This window comes from Duganella sp. OV510, assembly GCF_900100205.1.
Taxonomy (GTDB): Bacteria; Pseudomonadota; Gammaproteobacteria; order Burkholderiales; family Burkholderiaceae_D; genus Rugamonas.
The window spans coordinates 623,542-643,169 of sequence record NZ_FNEQ01000001.1; the positions used below are offsets into that span (position 1 = coordinate 623,542).

A 19,628-nucleotide genomic window follows, 5' to 3' on the forward strand; every position below is an offset into this window, starting at 1 on the left:
TTCAAGGCCCCGTCGCCACCACGCGTACCAGGTCGCCATCGTCCAGAAAAGCGCCACCGTCGGCGACGACCTTGCTGACGCCATCGAGTCCGGCCACGATTTCCACCATGCCACCAATTCGCTGGCCCGGTGTAACCTTGACCTGCTCGACCCGTTGATCGGCCGTCAGCCGCATCACATAGCTGTAGCCATCACGCTGCAATACCGTAGCCTGCGGCAGCGCCCACCCGCGCCGCGCCTCGCCAAGTTCAATCTCGCCGCGCGCAAACATGCCAGCGCGCGCCGTGCTGGCCGCCGGCAGATCGACATACACCACGCCGTTACGCGTTTGCGGGTCCACTGTCGGCGCGGTCATGCGTACCTTGCCTTGCATCGGTGCGCCGCCAGCCGGCGTCACCCACACTACCAACCCCGGATTCAGGCGCGCCAGCTCGGGCGCTGCGACTTCCGCACGCCATTCCAGCCGCCCGCGCCGTATGAGGCGGAACAGCTCCTGCCCGGCCGGTACAACCGCACCGACCGTCGCGCTGCGCGCCGACACCACGCCGTCATCCGGCGCCAGTACGCTGGCTTGCGCCAGCCGCAGTTGCTGCACTTGCGACAGCGCCCCGGCCGCATCCAGCCGGGCTTGCGCTGTGCGTTCTGTCGTGAGGTACTGGTTGATCTGCTGCGCGGACAGGGCGCCGCTGGCCTGCAGGCCACGCGCCCGTTGCGCATTGGCCGCAGCCTCCGCCAGCGCCGCCTCGGCCTCGGCATAGGTGGCGCGGCTGTGTGCAAGGTCGGCGCCAACCGTCGCCGAGGCAAATGTCGCCAGCACTTGTCCGCGCCTCACGCGATCACCGACGTTGACCTTGACGTCGGTGAGCCGCAGCCCGTCGGCCTCCGCACCAATGCTGGCCTCCTGCCAGGCTGCGATATTGCCGTTGGCCTGCACGCGTTGCGGCAGACTGGCGATTTTTGCTTGCGTAACCGTTACCGTCAATGCCGGCCTGGCCGTGGCAGCGGCAGCCGGCGGCATGCCGCGCCCTTCCTGCGCCGCGATTATCCCGGCCAGCATCAACGCAACTACAGCGACCAGCAGCGCTTTTTTCAATGTCGTCATTGTGTATCCTGTTTTTGAGGGTGTGCCGGCGTCCAGCCACCGGTAGCGCGGTAAAGGGAAATCCAGGCGATCGCGCTGTCACGCTGCTGGTCGACCAGCGAGGTATGCGCGGCCAGCATGCTGCGGCGTGCATCCTCCAATTCAAACAGGCTGGCCAGGCCACCACGGTAGAGCGCATCGGCAGCCCGATATGAACGTTCAAATCCGTTGACGGCGTTGTCGGTGTCTGCCCGGCGGCCGGACGCCTTTTTTAAAGACAGCAGCGCGGACTCGGTGTCGCGCACGGCGTTGCGCAAGCGCTCGGCATAGCTCACGCCCGCCGCCTGGTAGCGCGCCAGCGCGGCTTGCATGTTGGCGCGGCGCACACCGGCATCAAACAGCGGCAAAGTGAAAGACACCGGGCCGACAGTCCATATCGGTCCGTTCGTGCCAAGTCCCGCACTGGAAGCACGCGCCGCACTGATGTTGCCGTTGAGGGTAATGCGCGGCCATTGCTGACCCTGGGCCTGCTGATAATCCGCGCTGGCCGCAATCAGCGCTTGCGCGGCCACCAGCAGATCCGGACGCTGTGACAACGCCCCGGCAGGCACCGTGTCCACATCCGCAACGCTGGCTTGCGGCACATGGGCTGTCGCACCGGCCAGCTCATTGCGCAAAGCCGTTTCGCTGATGGCGGTCAGCGCCGCAAGCGACTTGAGCGCGAGCCCGCATTGTTCCCCCTGCTGGCTCAGCACCGCCCTGCCCTGCGCCGCACTGGCATCCGCCAGGTCGGCCGACGCCGGCGCACGCATGCCGCCATCTGCTGCCAGCGCTGTCAGGCGCGCAGTTTCAGCGCGCGACTCGGCATCAAATACTGCATAGGCCAGTTGCGCCTCACAGGCCCGCAAGTCGACATAGCTGCTGGCCACTTCGGCGGCAACCGCGACCCGCACCCCATGCAGCGCGGCTTCGCTGGCCGCCAGCCTGGCTTGCGCGGCGCTGGCGCCGGCACGCAAGGCGCCGAACAGATCCACCTCCCAACTGGCCTGCAGACCAATCGAGACGTTGCCTGCGACCGGCGTGCCTGGAGTGGATATTCCGCGCTCCGCGCTGGCATTCAAGCCCAGCGTGGGCAGCAATGCGCCGTCACTGGCAACGCTGGCAGCACGTGCATCGGCAATCCGTGCATCCGCCTCGGCCAGCGTTGCGCTGACGCTGACCGCCGCCTGAATAAGGCGTAGCAGCTGCGGGTCGTCGAAATGCGGGCCCTGCGCGCGAGCGGGGGCCGTCGCGATCAGTACAACACTGATCGCTAGCTTGATGGAGTTTGTCATGGAGTTAGAAACGCAGCTGAGCCAGCGTCCCTTTTGAAACGGTTGAGTTGATGGACAATGACCAGCCAAAGCGCTCGCATATGCGTCGGATCAGGAACAGTCCCAGTCCTTGTCCGCCACCCAGCTTGGCTGAATTACGCAATGACATGGAATACGAACGCGCCGCTGCCGCAATATCGAAACCGACGCCGCAATCACGCACAGTCAGGCAATCGCCTTGCAGCGCCACGATGATCGCGCCTTCATAGCTGTTTTCCGCCGCGTTACGCAGCAGGTTGCCGATGACGATGCGGACCATCGCCTCAGGCGCCTTCACCCACGTTGGCTGAATATCATCCAGCACATAGTCGACCAGCTTACCTTGCAACAGGTGCCGATGATCCGCCACCAGTACCTCCAGCAATGCATCCACCCTGGTGGATTCGTTGAGCGCCTTTCCGTCCGGTTCGCGCGACAGGTACAGCAAAGCCGCCATGATCTCGGTCAGGTTGTCGGTGGTGGCACGGATGCGCTGCAGCGGCGACATCGCGGTCGGCGGCAAGGGCTGCTGCATCAACACATCCACCGCGCCGGCGACGACAGCAATCGGCGTGCGGAACTCATGGCTGGCCTGGTCCAGCAAGCTGCGCTCACGCTCGACAAAGCGTTCGACCCGTTCCAGGTGGCCATTCACCAGCACCGCGATATCGTGCAACTCGGCCAACTGAAAATCGACTTGCAGCCGCATGGACGGCCGCTCCGGATTGAGTGCATTCATCGCCCGCGCCAGTTCCTGAAGTTGTAGCCTCAGGCTGCGATAGATCCGCAACACGCTGAACGTCACCATGATCATGCCCATTACCCAGAACACCGTACTTAATACGGCATTGCGATTCTGCAGCCCTTCCAGCGCGGTGATGTCCACCGCCATGACGATGCGCTCCGCACCGACCGCCGTTACCAGCACGGCGTGATCGAAATCCTCTTCGTCGGTCTGCTCTTCGTCATAGAAACCCGGCGCCAACTGCGCGAAATAGGCCGGCATGTCGGCCGGCAGCGGCCCGCCAGACAAGCGCCAGCCGCGCAAGGGACCAAGCGAAGGCAATGGCGCGTCCCCCTGCCGCCGCGCCAGCGCCAGATACTGCTCGGTGCTGGACGACAGCAGCTGTTCCCATATCGGATGTACGATCAGCCCCTGGCTAAGCCATGCCTGGAAGCTGATCCCGACCGTCATCACGATGCCAAACAACAGAAACGGCAACGTGATTTTCCATTGCAGGCTGCTGCGGCGCATGGCTGGCGCGGTGGCGGAATTAATCATGGGCCGGACGGATGCAATAGCCAGTGCCGGTGACGGTCTGGATCAGTTTTGACACGGTGTCGCCGTCAACGGCTTTACGCAACATATGCATGTGGGAGCGCAAGATGTCGGCATCAGGCACCTCGTTGCGCCAGATCAGGTGCTCCAGATCCTCGCGCGGCACCACATGCGGCGAGCGTCGCATCAGCATCTCCAGCAACTGGCGACGAATCGGCGACAGCGCCAGCGGGTAACCCGCACGGCTGACGATCTGGGTATTCAGGTCGAACTGCAGATCGGCCACCTGCAACACGCGTGATTGCGCGTGCGACGTGCGGGCACGGCTGACCACCACCCGCAGGCGGATCTCCAGCTCGGCCAGGGCAATCGGCTTGACCATATAGTCGTCGGCGCCGGTCTGGAAACCTTCGATCTTGTTTTCCAGTTGATCCCTGGCGGTCAGCATCACCACCGGAATGGACGACTTGTGCTCCCCGCGCAAACGCGCCAGCATCGTCATGCCGTCCATGCGCGGCATCATCCAGTCGAGCACAATGGCGTCGTAACGCTGGATCGCCAGCAGGGCCAACGCCGATTCACCATCCGGCGCGGCATCCGGCGTGTGCCCGCAGGCCTCCAGGAAGTCGTAGATATTCGCGGCCAGGGCCGCGTTATCCTCGACGATCAATATGCTTAGTGGCTGATCGATCACGGTCAACTCCGTCTCTTGAGATAACGACAGATTAGCTCAAAAACTGCGCGAGACGGCAAACATCAGCGACGCGCTGCCTTTGGTGTCTTTCTCCACCAGCGGGCTATCTTTCAGCTTGCCCGGCAAGGCGCGGTAGGACAGCCCGCCGATCACCATCCATTCCCTGTTCAACGGGTGCATGACATCGATGCCGACCACTGGAATGACTGCGCTGCCAGGTTTGTAATCGACCACGCCGCGCGCGACTTCCGCCCCCAGCGTGCCGTAGTAATAATTGGCCATTTTCTTCGACATCACAGACACGCCGGCATGTGGCGTAATGCGCGTGCCTTGCAATTTGATGGGGTAGCCGTATTTCACCGAACCTTCGAAACCCTTGCTGGCACTGCCCGCATCTGCCTTCAGGCCGACATCCAGCTTGCCCCAGTCGCCGTTCCAGCCTGCGGCCAGACCGATATCCACGCTATCTTTGCGGTCTTCCAGCAGATCACGGTTGATGCCACGCTCGGCCAGCTCGCGCACGCCGAAGTCTTTTTTATCGATGCCGGAGAAGCGTGCGGACAGCGTGGCGTCCACGGTGAATCCCTGCTGACGAAACAGATGCACACCGCCGCTGATACCGCGCCAGAAAAACCGCTCGCTTTCATAGGTCACCAGTGGCACCGGGATCACGCGGCGGTCTTCGCCGGCATATTCTGCCGACGACACCACCACGCCGACACCCAGCCCCCAGCCAGGACGTGGACCTTGTGGGCCGGCCGGCGGCGCCTTGTCATCGGCGGCGAAGGCGGCGCCATGGCCAGCCAGCAGGGTGAGCGAAACGAGAGTAAAGAGCTTCATTGATATTCCTTGTTGGAGTGAAGAGGAGTATGAAGCCCGGACTATGCCGTAGCGATGTCGCGAAAATGTCGCGATAAGCTTAGATCGAATGACTTGGGGAGAGTGGGCGCGTCTGCGGCCGCGAGAATAGCGTTTTACTATGTGGTGGGTGGTGCTCCGAGCCGGAATCGAACCGGCACGCCTTGCGGCGGCAGATTTTAAGTCTGCAGTGTCTACCAATTTCACCATCGGAGCCCACACAAGGCCAATATTATGCCATGAACCAGCCATAACTGCCAGACAACTATTGAATCCGTTAAGATGGCGGAATGTTGAATACCCGCCTGAGGATGCCTATGACTGTCCTGTGCCGCCTGTTGTGCGTCTTGATCCTGACCTTGTGCGGCAGCGCTGCCATCGCCGCCGATCCGCCTGCCCTGCCGCTGCCCGCGCAGGCCGCCACACCGGCCACGCCGACGGCCAGGCTGGTGGTGGCCAATCGCACCATTTTCATCTTCCGTACCGCGATGGCCGGCTTCACACCGGAGGACCGTGCCGAGGGCGCGCGCAAACGGCTGGATGCGGTCCTGTCCAGGAATGGCGCGCAGCACGCCGGCATCCATCCGATCAACGAAGGCACGCAGGTGATGCTGGACGGGACGCTGCTGTTCCTGGTCACGCCCACCGACATCAACCCACTTGCCGGCGACACCACCGACAGCGTCGCCACCGAAAGCGCCGAACAGCTGACCAAGGCGCTGGCCGAGCGCCGCGAGCAGGTCAGCCCGCGCTACCTGGCGATCGCTGTGGCACTGTGCGCAGCGGTCACGCTGGCGTATGGCGTGGTGCTGCGCGGCCTGTTCCTGCTGCATCGCTGGGTCGGACGGCGTTCGACGCTGGCCTTGAGCCGACACCTCGGCCGCGTCAAGGTCAATAATGTACGCGTGCTGGATGCCGACAACTATGTGCGCTTCATGCAGCATCTGGTCAACCTGCTGATCTGGGCGCTGCGGCTGATCGCCACTTATCTTTGGCTGGCGTTCGTGCTGGGCAAAGTGCCCTACACGCGCAGCTGGGGCGAGCGGCTGCAGGATTATCTGCTCGATGTGATTGGCGGCGTCGCCGGCAGCATCGTCAACGCATTGCCAGGGCTGGTGCTGGTGGCGGTGATCGTCGCCATCGCGCGGCTGGTGATGTTGACGCTGGGCTCCGTGTTCAAGCGCGTTGGAAGCGGCGAGCTGCAAGTCGGCTGGCTGGACCAGGATACCGCCGTACCGACGCGCCGCATCGCCAATGTGGTGATCTGGCTGTTTGCGCTGGCGATGGCCTACCCTTACCTGCCGGGCGCGCAGACGGCGGCGTTTCAGGGACTGTCGGTGCTGGTTGGCCTGATGGTGTCGCTGGGTGCGTCGAGCATTGTCGGCCAGGGCGCCGCAGGCTTGATACTGATGTACGCGCGTTCGCTGCGCAAAGGCGAGTATGTGCGCATTGGCGAAGTCGAAGGAACGGTGATCGAACTGGGCATGTTTGAAACGCGCCTGCGCACCGGCCTGGGTGAGGAAATCACCATGCCGAATGCGTGGGTACTGTCCAACACCAGCAAGAATTTCTCACGCGCCTATCCTGGCACTGGCTTTGTACTCGACGCCACCGTCACCATCGGCTACGACACGCCATGGCGCCAGGTGCACGCCATGCTGGAACTGGCCGCTCGCCGCACCGACGATGTCGCCGACACGCCCAAACCGTATGTGGTGCAGGTGGCGTTATCGGACTTCTACACCGAGTATCGGCTGGTGGCGTATGCCGCCGCCGAAGCGCCGCGCCAGCGCGCCGAGGTGCTGAACAAGCTGCACCAGAATATCATCGATGTCTTCCACGAATACGGCGTACAGATTACCTCGCCCCACTACATTCAGGAGCCAGCCACCTCGCATGTGATCCCCAGGGAAAAATGGTACGCCGCGCCAGCGGTTGCGCCAGATGACCAACCGTAACGTGCCGCAGCCGGTGTGGAATTTGGCTATAGTCGCGGCATGGGCAAAATCTACATCGGCATATCCGGCTGGCGTTACCGGCCTTGGCGCGGCGTGTTCTATCCCGAGGGATTGACGCAGTCGCGTGAACTGGAGTTTGCGTCGCGCCAACTGCCAACCATCGAGCTCAATGGCTCGTTTTATTCATTACAGCGGCCGTCGAGCTACACCGCATGGTACGAGGCCACGCCGCCCGGTTTTATCTTCAGCCACAAGGGCAACCGCTACCTGACGCACATTCTGCGGCTAGGCGACGGCATCGAGCCGGCAATGGCGAACGTGATGGCTTCCGGCGTGCTCGCACTGGGCGAGAAACTCGGGCCATTCCTGTGGCAGCTACCGCCAAATTTCCGTTTTGACGCCGAGCGGCTGGAGCGTTTTTTCCGGCTGCTACCACGCGACATGCAAGAGGCACAGGCACTGGCGCGACAACACGAGCCGCGCATGAATGGCCGCGTGGCGCTGGACATCGATACCAATCACAAGCTGCGCCACGCGCTGGAAATCCGTCATGAGGGTTTTAACGATCCAGCTTTCGTGGCGCTGCTGCGCAAATACAAAGTGGCGCTGGTGGTGGCCGACACTGCCGGCAAGTGGCCGGACTACGAGGACGTGACAGCGGATTTTATGTACATCCGTCTGCACGGCGCGGAAGAGTTGTACGCCAGCGGCTATGACGATGCGGCGCTGGATCACTGGGCGGCGCGCATACGCGCGTGGGCAAGTGGCAGTCAGCCATCCGACGCCAAGCTGATTTCAGACAAACCACCACCGCGTCGCGCCAACCGCGATGTCTACTGCTACTTCGATAACGACATCAAGGTGCGGGCGCCTTTCGATGCGCAGCATCTGATCGCCCGCTTAGGTTGAAGGTGGCTTGCGGTCGCTCGCCACAGGCGGTAACCGGTGCTTGAGCAAGCCTATCCGCTGCGCACGGTAAATGCCGCAATGGCCGGAAAACAGATACGCCACCACGCAGGCCAGCGCGGCGTAGGGTCCGATTTGTGGACCGAACAATTCGATCGCCATGATGGTCGACGCCAGCGGCGTGTTGGCGGCGCCAGCGAAAACCGCCACAAAGCCTAATCCCGCCAGCAGCGCAAACGGCAGGTGCAACAACGGCGCCAGTGCATTGCCCAGCGTCGCGCCAATGTAGAACAGCGGCGTCACTTCGCCGCCCTTGAAGCCGCTGCCCAGCGATGCGACGGTGAAGGCAAACTTGCCAAGGAAATCCCACGGCGCCACCGGTTGCTGGAACGCTTCCACAATCACCGGGATTCCCAGTCCGATGTAGCGCGTGCCGAGCCACCACACCGCCAGTGCCACCACCGCGCCGCCGATCATCGGCCGCAACGGCGCATAGCGAATATGACGCTTCATAAACGCCGATGCGGCGTGTGTGGATTTGGCGAAAGCCATGCCTACCAGGCCAAACAGGATACCCGCCACCAGCACCGCTGCGACGCTCCAGAAGGTGATCGGCACGATGGCGCTCATCGCGTAGTGTGTGTGATGCACGCCCCAGGCCATGCCCACCTGATCGGCGACAATGGCGGCAACCATGCAGGGGAAAATGGCGTCGTAGCGCAAGCGTCCGATCGCCAGCACTTCGAGGCCGAAGATGGCGCCGGCCAACGGCGTGCCGAAAACCGAAGCGAAACCGGCGCTGATGCCAGCCATCAGGACGATGCGGCGCTCGCTATGACGAAGCCTGAACAGCGGCGACAGTTGGTCTGCCAGCGTGCCGCCCATCTGCACCGCCGTACCTTCGCGCCCGACCGAGGCGCCGAACCAGTGCGACACCACGGTGCCGAATAACACCAGTGGCGCCATACGCAAGGGAACGACTTTTTGCGGATCGTGGATTTCGTCGATCAACAGGTTGTTGCCTGCTTCGACGCTGCTGCCCACTTTCATGTAGATCCAGCCGACCACGAAACCGGCCAATGGCAGCAGCCAGATGATCCAGGCATGCGTTTCCCGCCAATTGGTCGCGTAGTCGAGTGCGAACAGGAAGAATGCCGATGCGGTGCCGCCGAGCACGGCAATCAGGCCGGCCAACAGGAGCCATTTGCCGATGTACGGCAGCAGCAGGACTTGTTCCGGATAGCGGGATGGTTTGGTCATAGAGCTTTCCATACTAGCAAATCTGCTGAGATGGATCAAATCTCGTGCAGATAGGTCTAACACCTTATCTACCCGCCATTGCGGCAACCGGCCATCAGGAGGACGATTTCATCATGGAAGAGCGCATAACAAAACTGGAAGCCACATCCAACAGCCACGCTACGGCGATCGCTGCGATGGAGAACGATATGAACGACCGATTCAACCGCATTGAAGACGAACTCAGCGAGTTACGCCAGAATAAAGCCGACAATGAATCGACTGTTTACAGGCTGACCAATCTGCAACGCGAAATGAACCGCTGCTTTAGCGAAATCAAGGAAGATATTCACCGGTGCTTTGGCGAAGTCAAGGAAGATATCGAGCGGCGCTCTGTTGAACTCCGCGCACATATCGACTTCACCACGACCATCAGCCGTGATGAAAACGAAAGACGCTTTACTGACATGCGACGCGACTTTGAAGTCCGTATCGAAATGTTACGCAGCATGCAGGAACGACACTTTGAGTACGTCGATAAGCGCTTTGAGCGGGTCGATGAGCGTCTTGGACGGGTGGAGTCCTCCGTTGCTGATTTGCGCAAGGAACTCCACATTTTCATGCGATGGAGCCTTGGCATTCACGCCACCGTGGTACTCGGCGTGGCGGCACTTCTTGCCAAGGCTTACCTGGGTTAATGATGGTGGTGCATATCCCCATCCCGCTTCACCTCCACCGGCGTTGACGGCTTGGATGGCGGTGCGCCGGGAGCGCGCGGTGCGGCGGGAAGATCACCGGTCCATTCGCGCGCCACCGTGCCTTGCGGATGATTGTACCAGCCCGGATCTTTATAGTCATTCCGCGCCAGCACTTCCCTCACCTTCACCACCGTGAACATGCCGCCCATATCCAGGCCACCAAACGGCCCGGTTCCGGTCATCATCGGCAGCGTATTCTCCGGTAGCGGCATCTGCATATCGCCCATCGCACCACCCTTGTCGCCCATGACCATATAGCCCGGCACCAGATTATTGATCTTCTGCGCCACGCCGCTATGGTCAACACCGATCATGGTTGGCACATCATGCCCCATCGCGTTCATCGTGTGATGCGATTTATGACAGTGGAAAGCCCAATCCCCCGGCTCATCGGCGATAAACTCGATCGCCCGCATCTGCCCGACCGCGATATCGGTAGTAACCTCCGGCCAACGTGCCGCCGGACGCACCCAGCCGCCATCCGTGCCAGTCACCTCAAACGTATGCCCATGCAGGTGAACCGGATGATTGGTCATCGTCAGGTTGCCGACGCGGATGCGTACGCGGTCATTCTTGCGCACCACCATTGGATCAATGCCAGGGAAAGCGCGGCTGTTAAACGTCCACAGATTAAAGTCCGTCATCGTATTGATCTTCGGCGTGTAGCTGCCCGGATCAATATCGTAAGCATTCAACAGGAACACAAAATCACGGTCCACCGCATGCAGCTTCGGATCACGCGGATGCGTCACCCAGAAGCCCATCATCCCCATCGCCATCTGCGCCATCTCGTCGGCGTGCGGGTGATACATGAATGTCCCCGCATTCTTCGCGACGAATTCATACACAAACGTCTTCCCCGGCGGGATGCCCGGCTGCGTCAGCCCGGTCACGCCATCCATGCCGTTCGGCAGACGCTGACCGTGCCAATGCACGCTGGTGTGCTCCGGCAGCTTGTTGGTGACGAAGATGCGCACCCGGTCACCCTCCACCACTTCGATAGTCGGGCCGGGACTCTGGCCGTTATAGCCCCATAGATTGGCCGTCATGCCCGGCGCGATCTCGCGCACCACAGGCTCTGCCACCAGATGAAACTCCTTGACGTCATCTTTCATCCGCCACGGCAGCGTCCAGCCATTCAGCGTGACGACCGGGTTATACGGACGGCCGTTCGGCGGTGCCACCGGCGGCACGGTTGCCGCTGACGAATGCACATGTGCTTCAGGCAGCGAAGCCGCCGCTACCTTGCTCACCATGCCGGCGCCGATCAGCGCCGCGCCGCTCAAAAAGGATCTGCGGTTGCTCATGGTTGTACTCCTTTGTTGGTTGACAGGCGGCCGCCCAGCGCCGCCTCCAGGTTGGCTTCCGCAGTCCAGTAGTCTTTCAGCGCGCCGATGTAGCCGCTGACAGCAGTTGCCTGCTCGCGCGCATCAGCCAGCAACTCGAAGACGCTCATCAGCATGCCGTTATAGCGTAGCAGCGTTTGATCAGAAATCTGCTTGCGCAGCGGGACCACATTGTCGCGATAGTGGCGCGCCAGATCGTAGGATGAGCGGTAGTCCGCATAACTCTCGCGCGCCTCGCTGCGTGCAACGACAGCTGCTTGCGCCAGCTGGTTCACTGACTGCATATAGGTCGCTTCCGCACGCGCCATGCGCGCCGAGCCCCAGTCGAACAACGGAATCTCCAGCGAGATTTCATAACCGCGCGTGGCCGTGCCACCTTCCGTATTGCGTACCGCGCCGAGATCCAGCACATTGATAAAGCGCGTGGTACGCGTCAGCCCCAGCGTCGATGCCGTCTGTTCGGCATCCACCTTCGCCGCTTGGATGTCCAGGCGTTCAGTGACGGCGACCTGCTCGATATCCACCAGCTCGCGCGGCGCGGCCGGCAGGTCTGGCAAATGATCCGGCAAGCGATACTTCGCCGTCTGCTCGCCGCTCAGGCCCAACAAGCGTGTCAGCTTCTCACGCGTGGCGACTGCGGTCTTCTTCGCGTGCGTGACTTCCGCCACCGTCTGCGCGTGGTAAGCCTGCTCTCGCGCCTGGTCCAGAGAACTCCAGTTGCCAGCCTTGCGCATGCGCTCCGCCAACTCCGCGCTGGCCTGCGCCGACGCCTCAACCTGCATGGCGTAATTGGCGATCTGCGTCGCCGCAACCGCATCCACCCATGCGCGGCGCGTGTCGGCGGCGACTTTCAGCGCCTCGTTCGCCACCAGCAGCTTGGTCTGTTCAAAGCGACGGCCCTCGATACGGCTGGCCATCGGCGCGGTAATCAGCCCGACCAGATTGAAAGTCAGCGTGCGCTCGTAGCCGACCTCACCGCCGCCGTGGCTGCGTTTGAAATCGAATACCGGATTTTGCAGGCGGCCTGCCTGCACCAGGTCCGCCTCGGCCACGCCGAGCGACCAGTAGCTCGCTTGCAGGCCGCGATTGTTCAGCAGCGCCACTTGCACCGCATCGTCGGCGGCCAGCGGCTGCGCCAGTTTCTTGTTGATGACGTCGGCCAGTGCGCGCGCATCGTCTTCATTGCGCGGCAGGCGTCCTTCGACGCTGGCGCGGGCGCCGGTGCGCTGCTCGCTGATGCCGGCGGCGGCGCTGAAGCCGGCGTCCCCGGACAGCGACGCACAGCCGCTGAGCAGCAGCACCAGACTGGCGCCACTGGCGAATTTATACAGAGAAGTCATGTCCTCTACCTCAAAAATCAATGGAAAACCCAGCTCGCGGACGGAGCTGTCGTGTGATCAGGCGTAGCGGCCTTGAGGGGGACGTTCAGGATTGGCCAGGTCGACCGCCGGCAGGAAACCGGAATAAAAAGGAACAAGCCGCGATGCAACCGGCAGCGCGGGATTGGAGATGTCCAGCGTCAGGACCGGCGCGGCGGCAGCGCAGCACGCGGAACCGCTGCACTTCATGCTGGTGTGGGAGGATGCACCATCGTCAGCCTTCGACTCGGCCTGCGCCATGGAGGCCATCATGGCCGCATGGTCGTGCGGGCCGGATGGCATGACCATCGCCGCATGGCTGGCGGGGGCCGGCACCGGCGCGGCGCACAGCATCATCTGTGCCGCAGCGTATCCCTGATAAGGGAGCGCCAGCAGCACCAGCCAGACAACGATGGATCGGAACAGGACAGTCATGCCGCAATGTTATCACAGGCGGCAGCTGTCCATTCTGAGACCAGGCTTAATCCTGCTTCGGCACGCGGCCGATGTTTTCCTCCATATTGGCCAGATACCAGGTCAGCGAGGTCATGACAGCGACATGGCGCTTCAACTCCAGCGGGCTAACCTTGTCCAGCGTATCGGCCGGCGTGTGGTGGTAGCTGAAGTAGGAACTGGCGTCGACCAGCGGCATGAACACCGGCACGCCGGCACGCTCCAGCGGGCCGGTATCGGCCGCGCCGGCGAAGTCGCGACGCTCGAAAATGCCTGCACCGATAGGCTGCAGCGCGGTTTTCAGCGGCGCGAAGTACTTGACCATCGGCGGCGTCACGCTGCCAATGAAGCCGAACGGACGGCCACCGCCGCTATCGGATTCAATCGCGGCGAAGTGTTTTTCCAGCTTGGCCTTGTTGTTTTCAAAATAGGCCTTGCCGCCCTGTGTGCCGTTTTCCTCGTTCATCCAGGCGATCACGCGGATGGTGCGGCGTGGCTTGAGCTTCAGCTTATTCAGCGTATCAATGACCGCCATGGCGCCGGCCACGCCGGTGCCATCATCGTGTGCGCCGGTCGACAGGTCCCACGAATCCAGGTGACCGGAGACGATCACCACCTCGTCGGCCTTGTCGGTGCCTGGCAGGTCGGCGATGACGTTGTAGCTGTCGGCGTCTGGCAGGGTTTGCGGCGTCAGGGTCAGGTGCATCTTCAGCGGGCCGCGCGCCGACAGACGGTCGATCAGCATGGAGTCCTCGGCGGTGACAGCGGCAGCGGGAATGCGCGCGCCGTCCGCCAGCAGCGTGACGCCAGTGTGCGGGATGCGGTAATTGGCGCCGCCAACCGAGCGTACCAGCGCGGCCACGGCGCCCAGTTCAGCAGCCGCTTTAGGGCCTTGCGTGCGGTAACGTGAACCAGCGCCATAGGCCGGGCCCGCATGGCCGCGATCCGCCATCTCCTGGTCGAACGCGACGTCGAACAGCACGATGGAGCCTTTCACCTGTGCTGCCTTGGCTTTCAGCTCATCGAAGCTGCGCACCACGATCAGCGGCGCGGTCAGGCCGGCGACTGGCGTGGCGCCGGAGCCGCCCAGCGCGGTCAGGACGACTTTTTGCGTGATGCCGGCGGGACGGCCGGCGTAGTCGATCAGCTCTGCCTTCTCTTCGCCACGCACCCAATGCGGCACTTTGACCGGTTCCAGCGTCACCTTGGCGCCCAGCTTGCGCATGGCCTCCGCCACTTGTTCCACCGCCGCTTCCGCACCACGGGAGCCGGACAGGCGCGGACCTACCAGGTCGGTCAGGTCCGCAAGGCGCTCGTATGCCCAGTCACTGTTCATCGCGCTGTCGCGGATCTTGTCCAGCGTGGCGGAATCGTTAGGCGCGGCGAAGGCGCCGATGCTCAGCAGGCTGCTGGCCAGGACGGTCAGCGACAGGGATTTCTTGATGACGGATTTCATGCGGTTCCTGTGTTGGAAAGAAGTCAGTCTTAAACGATAACCCAACATGACGCAATTGTCATCATGTTGATTTGCCATCCCGGTTACACTACGATACAAGCTCACCTTCCCAAAGAAAGCGCCTATGCTCAAGGGTCAACTCTGCACCGTCCGTCACCTGCTGACCGCCGATCTGAATACCTTCATCGCACTGGCTAACGACCTGCCATCGCGCGGCGATTATTTCTCGACCCACTTCAAATCGCCAGAGACCTTGCGCAGGGAGTTCATGCAGAACAGCTTCGTCACGGAAGATAGTGAACTGTTTATCATCGAGGACGCGCTGCATCACATCGTTGGCGTCATTACCCACTTCAAAAGCCGCACGCCGGTGTCGCGCGAAATCGGCTATCGCCTGTTCGACGAAAAACTGGCGGGCCGAGGATATGTAACCGAGGCGTGCAGGCTGCTGGTCGACTATCTGTTCGGCGTCCACCAGTACCACCGGCTTGAATTATTGACGGCGCCGGAGAACGTCGCCTCGGTGCGGATCGCGCAAAAATGCGGCTTCCAGGCCGAAGGCACCTTGCGCCAGTCATTCTTTATCAACGGCCGTTACCAGGATGTGACGGTATTCAGCCTGCTACGCCCAGAGTGGGAAATCCGGCGTCTTTGAATGTATCTCAAATTGTTACAAGCCATTACCGGCAAGGCTGGTTTGTAAGCATCTGTATAAGACATGGCGTTTCCCTGTCCAGGATTTATAGTGGAGTCACTGGCTAACGGATCATTCCGATCCGGCGCCACAGCAAGGGGATTACCATGTTGAGTAAAAAATTATTGGGTGTAGCGTTACTGGCCACTGCAGCAGTATCGTCGTCGGTCTTCGCCAGCGACCGTGATTTCAACACGGTCGCCGGTGCTGTGGTTGGCGCCGCCATCGGCAATAGCGCCGGCGGCCGCGATGGCGCCATCGTCGGTGGCCTGGTGGGTGCGGCAGTCGGTAACAGCATCCGCTCCTCGGACGACCGCTATTACCGTGACCATGGCCGCCGCGACTACGTAGAGACCCGTGTGTATACGCAGCCGGCGCCAGTTTATTACGAGCGCCCTGCGCCGGTGTACTATGCGCCGCCTCCACGCTACTACCAGCCGCCTCCACGCGTGGTGTATGTTGAGCCGCCACGCCCTTACTACCGCGAGTATCGCCATGAGCACCGTCATCGCGATCGCTGGGATCGTTAATAGTTAAGGTAAAAGCGTTAAGGTAAAAGCCACAAAGCCCCGAATCTTCGGGGCTTTTTTCATGGTCCCTCCGCTAGCGTTCTGCGACGGGGGAAATCATGACGACAGCAGACGCAATCATCGCTTTGGAACTGGGCCACTACCGGCTGCGCGAGCAGATCGGTGGTTCGGCCTACGGCATCATCTGGCGCGCTAGCGGGCCACAGGCCACGCGTGACGTGGCCGTCAAGTTGATCAACCAGGAGCAGATGGACCGCGCCCTGCCCGCGCAGCGTGAGCGCTGGACTAGCAGTGCACACAACGAGATCGCTTTTCTGCAATCGCTGGAACCCTGGGATGAACGGCACATCGTGCGGCTGATGGACAGCGGCTGGCACGATGGCCTGCCCGTACTGGCGCTGGAGCTGATGGGCTCCGACCTGGGCAAGCACATGATCGCCCTCAAGGGTCGCGGCGAAAGCCTGCCACTGACGCGGGCGCTGAACTGGATCGCGCAGATCAATCAGGCACTCGCCAAGGTGCATCAATATGGCTGGCGTTACCTGGATCTGAAACCCGCGAATGTGCTGCTCGATCCGCATCTGCACACCGTCAAGCTGGCCGATTTCGGCACCAACCGCGAACTGGGCAGCTTGCAGGCACACTCGTATGCCGGCACCGCCAACTGGCAGGCGCCGGAACAGTTCTTTCCCACCAACCTGGGCGGCTACGCCACCAGTGCGCGCAGCGATTACTTCTCGCTGGGCGCCATGCTGTATTTCCTGGTCACCGGCGGCATGCCGCTGCGCTTCTGCGCGGACTGCGGGCTGGCGTATCGCGAACATCACGTGGCTGGCGCCGACCTTCTGCGCAGCAGGAACGGCGGCGAGATCCCTTCAGCCCTGCAACTGGATGAGGAGGAGCGTTTTGCGGCCGCCATTGCACAGGACAAGCGCGATGCCGCATTGGATCTGCTGCGCGCGCTGCTGCATATCGATCCAGCGCAGCGGCCACGCCATGCGATCCAGATCAGCCGCATGCTGAACGCGATACAAGGTGTGAAGCCGGCGCGTGGCGAATTTGATGCGGTGGATCCTGTACTGGGTATGCATCGGCCTTCCGCCATCAATGGCTGGCAAACCATGCGGGCGGCATGATGGCCGCCACCAGCTCGCGCGCGGCCTCGCGCAATGCGCCGCATCGCCTGGTGCTGCGTCCATCGATCGTCGAACGCCTGGCTGGCCTGCTGGCCGTCGGCGCGACGCGTTGCCTTGGCGCCGTCCTTCACGCCGCCCGGCGCAATCTGCCGCTGGCACTGACGCTGGCCTCACTGGCGGCCCTGTGCGGATTGCAGGGACTGGCCTTGCTGCGCGCGCCTGCGGCCTGGCTTCCTTCCGCCATTACCATTGATCTAGCCGCAGGCAACAGTATCATACTGGGCCAGCGTGAACTCGCTGCGCCGCAAACGGATCGCCATCATCTGTCGTTACGCCGCGATGCCAACGGCAGCTGGCTGCTGCGCAATCTCAGCGCGTCCGGACAAGTAGTGTTGATTCGCGAGTCGGGCGACCAGCGCCTGGGAAGCGCGGCCCTGCAAGGACTTCAGCGCTTCCAGATCGACGGCGCGGTGTTCGATGTACACGCCGCCAGCGATCGGGAAGTCAGCTTTACGCGTGACGGCCAAGAGTGGCGCTACGACGGCGCCGTGCTATACCGCAATGGCCGCCAGCAGCCGGGCTGTCCGGAATCGCGGCTGTCAACCAGAGTGCTTGCGGTCTGGAACCGCATCATGCCGCTGCCGCTGACCATCGCCCGTCCCTTGAGCTTTGGCGGCAACCTGTATTGTGACAATCGGCTTGGCCTGGCGCAGGTGGCGCCTGGCGCGGCGCAGATCGCGCGTGTGAATGGCAGCCTTCAGCTTTCAGGCGGCAATCCGGATGGTGATCGCGCCGCCGTGCTGGTATCCAGCCACGCGGGACAGCAGGACTTGCGCACGCAAGAAGCCTCGCTCGCCGGCGTGACTGCCATCGCGGTTGGCCGCACACGTTTCCATCTGAACGCCAGCGAGGATCAACTGGTATTGCAGCCCAGCCGTCACGTCAAGCTGTTCAGCGAACCGGAACTCAAGCTGCCATCGCAGGTCAGCTGGCAATGGCAACAACGCTCGCTGTGGAGCGGTGCCCACGCGGACGCCATCTGGATAGGTCTCGCCATCTGCGCGGCCGCCATGACCATTAGCGCTATCGCCAGAGCCAGCGCCGGAACCGCAGGGCGACGCAGCGACGCTCTTGCACGCCGCGCCACCTCGACGCAAGCCGATCGGTCGGGTGGCCGCACCGCCTGGGCCTGCGCGCTGCTGGCGACTGTCAGCATGCTGCTGGTCGGCCTGGTTGCGCTGATCTCGCAGCGCGCTGGCGACCCGCCGAGTGCTGCATGCTCGCTGCTACTAGGCGCCAGCGCATTGCTGATGTGGCTCGCCCTGCCCGGCCGGCTGACGCTGGCCACCGCCGCCGGCGCCATCCTGCTCGCCGCCGGCCTGTTGGCACAACTGGAACTCGGCCTCGCCGCGCCGGAATCGTCCTGGCTGCGCTTCTACCAGAAGAGCGCAGCGATGCTGGCGATCGGCGCCGGCCTTGGCGGCCTGCTGCGCTTGTGGGCACAACACCAGGCTGCACGCGGCACCCATCTGGCACAACGCAACATTGAGTGGATACTGGCGCTGTTCGCAGCCATCGCCCTGGCAGCACTGGCAGCCCAGGTGCTATGGGGCGACGAAACCGGCGTCTTCGACCTGCAGCCTGTCGAATTGGCCAAACTCGCGCTGACCGCCCTCACCGCCCATTGCCTGGCACTGCGCTTCAACTGGCACAACGGCCCGCAACGCCTGGCTGACCACAGCGCCCGCTGGCTGCAATTGATCGCTCCCGCGCTGCTGTTCCTGGCACTGCTCGGCCTCGCCCTGGTACAGGTGGACGACTTCTCGCCCCTGATCCTGCTGCTGGTGTGGAGCACCGGCATAGGGCTGGCGTACGCCCTCGCCGCCGGCAACCGCATGCTGGCCGTGCTGATTGCCGCTTCCGCGCTGCTAGCGGTCGCCACCATCGCCTACCTGCGCCTGGCCGGCACCGATGACCTGATCCGCTGGGGCTTTTACGCCGACCGCTTCCTGGTCTGGCTGAATCCAGCCGAACACCCGCACACCGGCCAGCAACTGCTGCTGGGCGCGCGCGCTGTCGGTGAAGGCGGCTGGTTCGGCACCGATCACTGGCTTGGCCTGCGCACGCTCGGCCAAGCCGCCGGTAACGTGGTCAACATCCCCGCTGTGCAGGACGACTTTGCCGCCTCATTCTTCCTCAACCGTCACGGCCTGCTGGGCGGCCTGCTGCTCTGGACCGTGCAAGCAGCCTTCCTCACCGGGATCGTGCTGGCGGCCCTGCACGCCTACCGCGCGGGTACGCAAGCCCGCAATTTCCGTCACGCCTGGCTGGGACGCTTCCGCTACTTCGCGTTAAGTGGCGGCGCCGCCTTTGTATTCGCCCACTTCCTGCTGTCCTGGGGCACCAATCTGGCGATCTTCCCCATCATGGGCCAGCCGATGAGTTTTCTCTCGGCTGGCGGCAGCCATCTGCTGTTTTTCCTCTGCCCCCTGCTTACCTTCGTTGCGATATCTACTGAAGGAGTCTGAAT

17 protein-coding genes and 1 tRNA gene are annotated in these 19,628 nt (G+C 62.6%); 7 read left to right on the forward strand and 11 right to left on the reverse strand.

The window, feature by feature from the left end; translation table 11 throughout:
• Nucleotide 1: 1 nt before the first annotated feature.
• The 6 genes from BLS51_RS02840 to BLS51_RS02865 all read right to left on the reverse strand — a co-directional run bounded on the left by BLS51_RS02840 (nt 2) and on the right by BLS51_RS02865 (nt 5,480).
• Complete coding sequence (locus tag BLS51_RS02840; protein WP_090178611.1) at nt 2-1,102, reverse strand: efflux RND transporter periplasmic adaptor subunit; 1,101 nt, start codon at nt 1,100-1,102, stop codon at nt 2-4.
• Nucleotides 1,099-2,415: an efflux transporter outer membrane subunit gene (locus BLS51_RS02845; RefSeq protein ID WP_090178608.1), complete on the reverse strand. Its 1,317-nt coding sequence runs from the start codon at nt 2,413-2,415 to the stop codon at nt 1,099-1,101. Before BLS51_RS02845 ends, BLS51_RS02840 begins: the two co-directional genes overlap by 4 nt.
• Before the next feature lie 4 nt (nt 2,416-2,419).
• On the reverse strand, nt 2,420-3,715 hold the full coding sequence (locus tag BLS51_RS02850; protein ID WP_090178604.1) for a sensor histidine kinase: 1,296 nt from the start codon (nt 3,713-3,715) through the stop codon (nt 2,420-2,422).
• Nucleotides 3,708-4,406, reverse strand: coding sequence for a response regulator transcription factor (locus BLS51_RS02855; RefSeq protein WP_090180688.1), 699 nt, complete (start codon nt 4,404-4,406; stop codon nt 3,708-3,710). Before BLS51_RS02855 ends, BLS51_RS02850 begins: the two co-directional genes overlap by 8 nt.
• Before the next feature lie 36 nt (nt 4,407-4,442).
• Complete coding sequence (locus BLS51_RS02860; RefSeq protein WP_090178601.1) at nt 4,443-5,246, reverse strand: MipA/OmpV family protein; 804 nt, start codon at nt 5,244-5,246, stop codon at nt 4,443-4,445.
• A 149-nt stretch (nt 5,247-5,395) separates the two neighbouring features.
• A tRNA-Leu gene (locus BLS51_RS02865) sits at nt 5,396-5,480 on the reverse strand.
• 101 nt (nt 5,481-5,581) lie between these two features.
• On the opposite strand from BLS51_RS02865, the gene BLS51_RS02870 reads away from it, so the two are divergent.
• Together BLS51_RS02870 and BLS51_RS02875 are read left to right on the forward strand one after the other, a co-directional pair.
• Nucleotides 5,582-7,222 carry a mechanosensitive ion channel family protein gene (locus BLS51_RS02870; protein WP_090178598.1) on the forward strand — a complete coding sequence of 547 codons (1,641 nt, stop codon included), beginning with the start codon at nt 5,582-5,584 and terminating at the stop codon, nt 7,220-7,222.
• A 39-nt stretch (nt 7,223-7,261) separates the two neighbouring features.
• Nucleotides 7,262-8,131 carry a DUF72 domain-containing protein gene (locus tag BLS51_RS02875; protein ID WP_090178594.1) on the forward strand — a complete coding sequence of 290 codons (870 nt, stop codon included), beginning with the start codon at nt 7,262-7,264 and terminating at the stop codon, nt 8,129-8,131.
• Here BLS51_RS02875 and BLS51_RS02880 read toward each other — a convergent pair.
• Nucleotides 8,123-9,388: a voltage-gated chloride channel family protein gene (locus tag BLS51_RS02880; RefSeq protein ID WP_217636406.1), complete on the reverse strand. Its 1,266-nt coding sequence runs from the start codon at nt 9,386-9,388 to the stop codon at nt 8,123-8,125. The two genes, BLS51_RS02875 and BLS51_RS02880, sit on opposite strands and share 9 nt — an antisense overlap.
• A 44-nt stretch (nt 9,389-9,432) precedes the next feature.
• On the opposite strand from BLS51_RS02880, the gene BLS51_RS02885 reads away from it, so the two are divergent.
• Entirely contained in the window at nt 9,433-10,065 is a 633-nt protein-coding gene (locus tag BLS51_RS02885; protein ID WP_090178588.1) for a hypothetical protein, read from the forward strand.
• Here BLS51_RS02885 and BLS51_RS02890 read toward each other — a convergent pair.
• Genes BLS51_RS02890 through BLS51_RS02905 form a run of 4 tightly spaced genes read right to left on the reverse strand, consistent with a single transcriptional unit; the run spans nt 10,062 to nt 14,738 of the window.
• Nucleotides 10,062-11,432: a multicopper oxidase family protein gene (locus BLS51_RS02890; protein ID WP_090178585.1), complete on the reverse strand. Its 1,371-nt coding sequence runs from the start codon at nt 11,430-11,432 to the stop codon at nt 10,062-10,064. The two genes, BLS51_RS02885 and BLS51_RS02890, sit on opposite strands and share 4 nt — an antisense overlap.
• Nucleotides 11,429-12,811 carry a TolC family protein gene (locus tag BLS51_RS02895; RefSeq protein WP_090178581.1) on the reverse strand — a complete coding sequence of 461 codons (1,383 nt, stop codon included), beginning with the start codon at nt 12,809-12,811 and terminating at the stop codon, nt 11,429-11,431. The genes BLS51_RS02890 and BLS51_RS02895 overlap by 4 nt, the downstream gene beginning before the upstream one ends.
• 57 nt (nt 12,812-12,868) lie before the next feature.
• A complete protein-coding gene (locus tag BLS51_RS02900) occupies nt 12,869-13,264 on the reverse strand; it encodes a hypothetical protein (RefSeq protein ID WP_090178576.1) in 396 nt (131 codons plus the stop codon).
• Between the two features lie 46 nt (nt 13,265-13,310).
• The gene (locus BLS51_RS02905) at nt 13,311-14,738 is read right to left on the reverse strand and encodes a M20/M25/M40 family metallo-hydrolase (protein WP_090178572.1); all 1,428 of its coding nucleotides are present in this window, start codon (nt 14,736-14,738) and stop codon (nt 13,311-13,313) included.
• 124 nt (nt 14,739-14,862) lie between these two features.
• Here BLS51_RS02905 and BLS51_RS02910 point away from each other — a divergent pair, with 124 nt between their 5' ends.
• The 4 genes from BLS51_RS02910 (at nt 14,863) to BLS51_RS02925 (ending at nt 19,626) form a co-directional block, all read left to right on the forward strand.
• Nucleotides 14,863-15,393 carry a GNAT family N-acetyltransferase gene (locus BLS51_RS02910; protein ID WP_090178568.1) on the forward strand — a complete coding sequence of 177 codons (531 nt, stop codon included), beginning with the start codon at nt 14,863-14,865 and terminating at the stop codon, nt 15,391-15,393.
• Nucleotides 15,394-15,539: 146 nt separating this feature from the next.
• Nucleotides 15,540-15,962, forward strand: a complete 423-nt coding sequence (locus BLS51_RS02915; RefSeq protein WP_090178564.1) for a glycine zipper domain-containing protein — start codon at nt 15,540-15,542, stop codon at nt 15,960-15,962.
• A gap of 98 nt (nt 15,963-16,060) precedes the next feature.
• A complete protein-coding gene (locus BLS51_RS02920; protein ID WP_090178560.1) occupies nt 16,061-17,098 on the forward strand; it encodes a serine/threonine-protein kinase in 1,038 nt (345 codons plus the stop codon).
• Nucleotides 17,095-19,626, forward strand: coding sequence for an FtsW/RodA/SpoVE family cell cycle protein (locus BLS51_RS02925; RefSeq protein ID WP_229207401.1), 2,532 nt, complete (start codon nt 17,095-17,097; stop codon nt 19,624-19,626). Before BLS51_RS02920 ends, BLS51_RS02925 begins: the two co-directional genes overlap by 4 nt.
• Nucleotides 19,627-19,628 lie beyond the last annotated feature (2 nt).